At 73.1% G+C, this 5,810-nt stretch carries 2 protein-coding genes; both read left to right on the top strand.

Annotated features, from left to right (window positions below; translation table 11 throughout):
- Positions 1 to 13 precede the first annotated feature (13 nt).
- Positions 14 to 5,218, top strand: coding sequence for a condensation domain-containing protein (locus tag ACFWY6_RS43610; RefSeq protein ID WP_384702926.1), 5,205 nt, complete (start codon positions 14 to 16; stop codon positions 5,216 to 5,218).
- Positions 5,215 to 5,810, top strand: a 596-nt coding sequence (locus tag ACFWY6_RS43605) for a condensation domain-containing protein (protein WP_384702923.1), incomplete at its 3' end; no start/stop codon positions are given. The genes ACFWY6_RS43610 and ACFWY6_RS43605, both read left to right, overlap by 4 nt.

The raw sequence follows: 5,810 nt of genomic DNA, 5'->3' as shown, positions 1-5,810 counted from the left end.
CACCGAGGCCGAACTGACCCGGTGCTCCCCAGAGCCCCTGACCGACGCGGACCGCACCGCGCCGCTCACCCCCGCGCACCCCGCGTACGTGATCTACACCTCCGGATCGAGCGGCACCCCCAAGGGCGTCGTCGTGCCGCACCGGTCCGTGGTTCCCCTGGTCACCTGGGTGGCAGAGGAGTTCGGCGCGCGGACGACGGAACACGTCCTCGCGGCCACCTCCTTCAGCTTCGACGTGTCGGTGGCCGAGCTCTACCCCGCGCTCACCACCGGCGGCACCGTCGAGGTCGTCGGGAACCTGCTCTCGCTCCTTGACGACGACGCGCCGCGCTGGACGGGCGGTCTGCTCTGCGCGACGCCCTCCGTCCTCGCGGGACTCACCGAGTTCAGCGGCCTCAAGCTGACACCGCGGACCCTCGCCATGGCCGGCGAGGCCCTGCCGGGACCGCTCGCCGAGCACATCGCGCGCACCATGCCCGGAACGCGGCTTTTCAACGTCTACGGCCCGACCGAGGCCACGGTGTACGCCACGGCCTGGTCGTCCGACGCCACCGGGGCCGAGGACGGACAACCCGCCGGCGCCCCGCCCATCGGCCGCCCGTTGCCGCACGTCCGCGTCCATGTGCTCGACGCGGCGCTCCAGCCGGTCGAGCCCGGCCGGCAGGGTGAGCTGTACCTGGCGGGCGACGCGCTGGCCCGCGGCTATCTGTACCGGCCCGCGCTGAGCGCGGAGCGCTTCGTGGCCGACCCGTTCGGGCCGCCGGGCAGCCGGATGTACCGGACGGGCGACCTCGTCAGCTGGCGCCCGGACGGACAGCTGGACTTCCTCGGACGTGTCGACGCGCAGGTCAAACTGCACGGCTTCAGGATCGAACCGGCGGAGGTGGAGGCGGTGCTCGCCGACCACCCCGCGGTGTCCGGTGCGATCGCGGCGGTACGCGACGAAGGGGACGGCGAGACCAGGCTCGTCGCCCACGTGGTGCCCGCCGATCCCGCCGACGGCTGCCCCGACCCCGGGACGCTGCGGGACTGGGCCGCCGACCGCCTGCCGGCCCATCTCGTCCCCGCGCGGATCACCTGGGCGCGGGCGCTGCCGCGCACCCCCAGCGGCAAGCTCGACCGGGACGCGACCCCTGAGCCCCTGCCGACCGAACCCGTACGCCACGAGGAGCCCGAGCCCCGGACGCCGCCCGCCCCCTCCAGGGAGGAGCAGGTCGCCCAGGTCTTCTCCGAGGTGCTCAGGCAGGACGAAGTCCCCCTGGACGTCAGCTTCTTCGACCTCGGCGGCGACAGCATCATGTCGATCCAGCTGGTGAGCCGGCTGCGCCAGGCCGGCCTCGTCCTCACCCCGCAGGACGTCTTCGAGTACAAGACCGTCACCGCCCTCGCGGGTGCGGCCCGCGAGACCACCACCGCCGCGGGCCGTGACACCCCGGCCGGCACCGGAGACGTGCCGCTCACCCCGATCGTGCACTGGCTGCGCGATCTCGAAGGCCCCGTCGACGGCTTCCACCAGGCCGTCCTGCTCCAGGTGCCCGGCGGACTCGACGAGGGCCTGCTCACCGCATCCGTGCGCAAGCTCGTCGACCACCACGACGCGCTCCGGCTGATTCTCGACCGCACCGGCGGCGACTGGCGGCTCTCCGTCCGCGCACCGGGCTCAGTCGACGCCGCGTCCTGCGTCCGGCGCGTGGACGTGCGGGGCGTTCTCGACCTCGTACCCGTCCTGGCCGAAGAGGCCCGCCGTAGCAAGGCGGAACTGGACGTCGACGCCGGAGTCCTCACGCGCTTCGTGTGGCTGGACGCCGGGCCGCACACGCCGGGGCGGCTGCTCTTCATGGCGCACCACCTGGCCTGCGACGGAGTGTCGTGGCGGATCATGGTGCCCGATCTGGTGGGCGCCTACCAGGAGCTGGCGGACGGCCGCACCCCCGAGCTGCGCCCCGTCGAGACCTCGCTCCGGCACTGGAGCACCGGCCTGCTGGAACAGGCTCGCGACGAGCGCCGCACCGCCGAACTCCCGCTCTGGACCGACATCCTGGCCACCCCGGGCCCCGAGCTCGCCGACCGCCCTCTGGATCCCGCGAGGGACACCACGGGGCGCGCCCGCTCCCGCGCCCTGACCTACCCGGCGGACCGGGCGCGGCACCTCTTCAGCACCATTCCCGCCGCGTTCCACTGCGAGATCAACGACGTACTGCTCACCGCGCTCGCGCTCGCCGTCCAGCGCACCGCCGGATCCGCGCAGGACGTGGTGCTCGACGTGGAGGGGCACGGCCGAGAGGCGGTCGTACCCGGCACCGACCTGTCCCGTACGGCGGGCTGGTTCACCAGCATGTACCCGGTCCGCCTCGCGCCCGGCACCGCGCAGACCGGGCCAGGCGCGGGCTCCCGCCGGGAGCTGGGGCGCGCCCTGCTGCGGGTGAAGGAACAGCTGAGGGCGATCCCGGACAAGGGCATCGGCTTCGGGCTGCTGCGCTATCTCAACCCCGACACCTCGGCGACGCTCGCCGCGGCCACGCCCCGGCACATCGGGTTCAACTACTTCGGACGGTTCCTGCTGCCCGCCGAGTCCGGTGAGCGTGACTGGGGCCCGGCGCCCGAGTCCGGGATGAGCGCGGGGGCCGACGCGGACATGCCGCTGGCCCACCCGCTGGAGATCACGGCCCTCACCCAGGACACCGACCGCGGCCCGGAGCTTGGCATCAGCTTCACCTGGGCCGAAGGCATCCTCGGTGAAGGCCTCGTCGACGACCTCGCAGCGGCCTGGTTCGAGATCCTGGACGAGCTGGCCGCGCACGCCGTGGAGCCGGAGGCCGGCGGCCGTACACCCTCCGACTTCCCCCTGGTGAAGCTCAGTCAGGCAGAGGTCGAGCGGCTGGAGGAGAGCTACCCCGGCCTGGACGAGATCCTCCCGCTCTCGCCGCTCCAGCAGGGCCTGCTCTACCACGTGCTGCTCAGCGGACTGACCGACGACCCGCAGCCGCACCCGGAGGAGCCGGGCGAGGGTGAGCACAACGTCTACACCGTGCAGGTCTGGCTCGAACTCGAAGGAGACCTCGACCCCGGACGCCTGCGCTCCGCGGGCCGGGCGCTCCTCGCCCGGCACACCAACCTCAGCGCGGCCTTCGTCCACGAGGGCCTCGCCGAACCGGTGCAGGTGCTCGGGTCCAGCTTTGAACTGCCCTGGCGCGAAGAGGACTTGAGCGCGCTCGACGAGGGGGCGCAGGAAGCCCGGAACCAGCGGCTGCTGAGCCAGGAGCGCAACCGCAGATTCACCCCGACCAGGCCGCCCATGCTGCGCATGCTCCTTGTCAAGCTGGGCGAGGGCCGCCACCGCTTCGTGCTGACGACGCATCACATCCTGCTCGACGGATGGTCGTTGCCCGTGGTGCTGCGCGAGCTGTTCGCGCTGTACGGCTCCGGCTCCACCCCCAGCACCGTGCGCGAGGCCGGGCTGCCCGTCACCACCCCCTTCCGCGAGTACCTCACCTGGCTGGAGCAAGTCGACTCCACCGAGGCGGAGTCCGCGTGGCGCGACGCGCTGTCCGGGCTCACCACCGCGACGCGCGTCGCCGGGGCCGAGGGTGAGACGGAGCCGCAGGCTCCACGGTTCGAGACGGTCGAGCTGAGCGCGGAGACCACCACCGACCTCACCGACATGGCCCGCCGCCACGGGGTGACCGTCAACACGGTGCTGCAGGCCGGCTGGGGCGTCCTGCTCGGCCAGGAGACCGGCAACACCGACGTGGTCTTCGGCTCGGTCGTCTCGGGCAGGCCCGCGGAGCTGACCGGCGTGGAGACCATGGTGGGGCTCTTCATCAACACCGTCCCCACCAGGGTCACGCTCGACCCCGCCGAGCCGCTGGGCAAGCTGCTCGTACGGCTCCGCCGGGAGCAGACCGCGCTCCTGCCGTACCACCACATCAGCCTGGGGGAGATCCGCCGCATCACGGACCTGGGCAACCCCTTCGACACGGTGATGGCGTTCGAGAACTACCCCCTGGACAGCGACGAACTCGCCGAGCCCGCACCTGGTCTGCGCCTGGCCAGGGCGTACGGCGACGACGCCCCGCACTTCCCGCTGAACCTGGTGGTGTCGGCCAGGGGTGAACAACTCGCACTGCGCTTCGACTACCGGCCGCACCTCATCGAGAGCGGCCAGGTGCGGGCGCTCGCCGACCGGTTCGTACGGCTGCTGACCACCATGGCGCATGAACCGGCCACGGTGGTGGGCGCGTTGAGTTCCTCCGAGGGCGGCGCGCACCGCCCGTCGGCCGTGCGCGAGGCCCCTGCCCCTGCCCCCGCCTCGGCCGGGTCCGCTGCCCTGCCCGCCGCGTCCGCCGACCCGTCGCAGAGCGGCGTCGGGATCCTGCTGCCGTTGCGCGAAACGGGCAGCAGGCCGCCCTTGTTCTGCGTTCACCCGGCAGCCGGGATCGCCTGGTCCTACCTCCGGCTCACCCAGCCGCTCGGCACCGACCAGCCGGTGTACGGGCTCCAGGCCAGGGGGCTCGACGGCGAGGACGTACTGCCCGCTTCCGTCTCCGAGATGGCGGCGGACTATCTGGAGCGCATGCGGACGGTCCAGCCCACCGGCCCGTACCACCTGCTCGGCTGGTCGTTCGGCGGCCTCGTCGCCCACGAGATGGCGGTCCAGCTGCAGCGGAACGGCGAGTCCGTCGCGCTCCTGTCGATCCTCGACGCCTACCCCGCGGGCCCGGGTGCCAGGGGCGCTAACGCCCCTGAGACACCGGTGGCGGGTCGTGACGTCCTTGCGATGATCCTGGAGTTCTTCGGCTACGACCCCACGACCTGGGCCGGTGAGGAACTGACCTATCCCAGGTTCGTGGAGATCGCGCAGGAACAGCGGGGACTGCTCGCCGCCTTCGACGAGCAGCGCATCGCGGCGGTCGCCCGGATCTTCGCCAACAACGCCGTGCTCTCCCATGCGCACACCCCGAGCAGCTTCACCGGCACCCCGTTGGTGTTCGCCGCCCGGGAGACGGCCCCCGACACCGCCCGGGACCTGTGGCGGCCGTATCTGGACGGCTCCGACGGCTCCGGCGGCTCCGGCGGCTCCGGCGGCTCCGACGTCGAGGTGATCTCCGTCGACTGCACACACGGCGAACTGGGACGTCCCGGCCCGCTGGACGAGGTCGGCCGGGTGCTCCGGGAGCGGCTGGACGCCGGGCGGGCGGCGGGCGAGGGGACCGCATGAGCGCCACCCTGCCGCTCACCACGGCGCAGCACGGAATCTGGACCGGGCAGCAGCTCGCCGCGCCGGCCCGGTTCCACGTGGCGGCCGGGTTCGAGGTGGCCGGCGACCTCGACCCGGACCTCTTCGATGCGGCGTTCCGCACCGTCGTGGCCGAGTCGGAAGCCCTCCGGACCCGGCTCCACGTCCAGGAAGGACAGCAGCCCCGCCAGAGCGCGGGCACGCTCCCACCGTGGAGCGTCCCCCGCGTGGACCTCAGCCGGGAGCGCACCCCCCTGGCTGCCGCCGTGGAGTGGATGCGGGCCGATGTGGCGCGCCCCTTCGACCTCACCGGGGGCCCGCTGTTCCGCACCGCGTTCCTCCGGCTCTCGGCCACCCGCGTCTGCTGGTACCTGGGCTGTCACCACCTGGCCATCGACGGCCTGGGCGGCGCCCTGTTCGCCCGCCGCCTGGGCGACGTCTACGCCGCACTGGAGGGCGGCACGCCTCCCGGGCCCGCCCCGAGCGTCACCATCGGCACGCTGCTCGACACCGAGCACGCCTACCGGGCATCGCCGGACTTCGCCGCCGACCGCGACTTCTGGCGGGCCAGGCT

Origin of the sequence: Streptomyces sp. NPDC059037 (genome assembly GCF_042740015.1) — a bacterium.
In the GTDB taxonomy this organism is placed as follows: Bacteria; Actinomycetota; Actinomycetes; order Streptomycetales; family Streptomycetaceae; genus Streptomyces.
The sequence above is the reverse complement of the archived record's forward strand: the minus strand, read 5'-3'. Positions and strand labels throughout refer to the sequence as shown.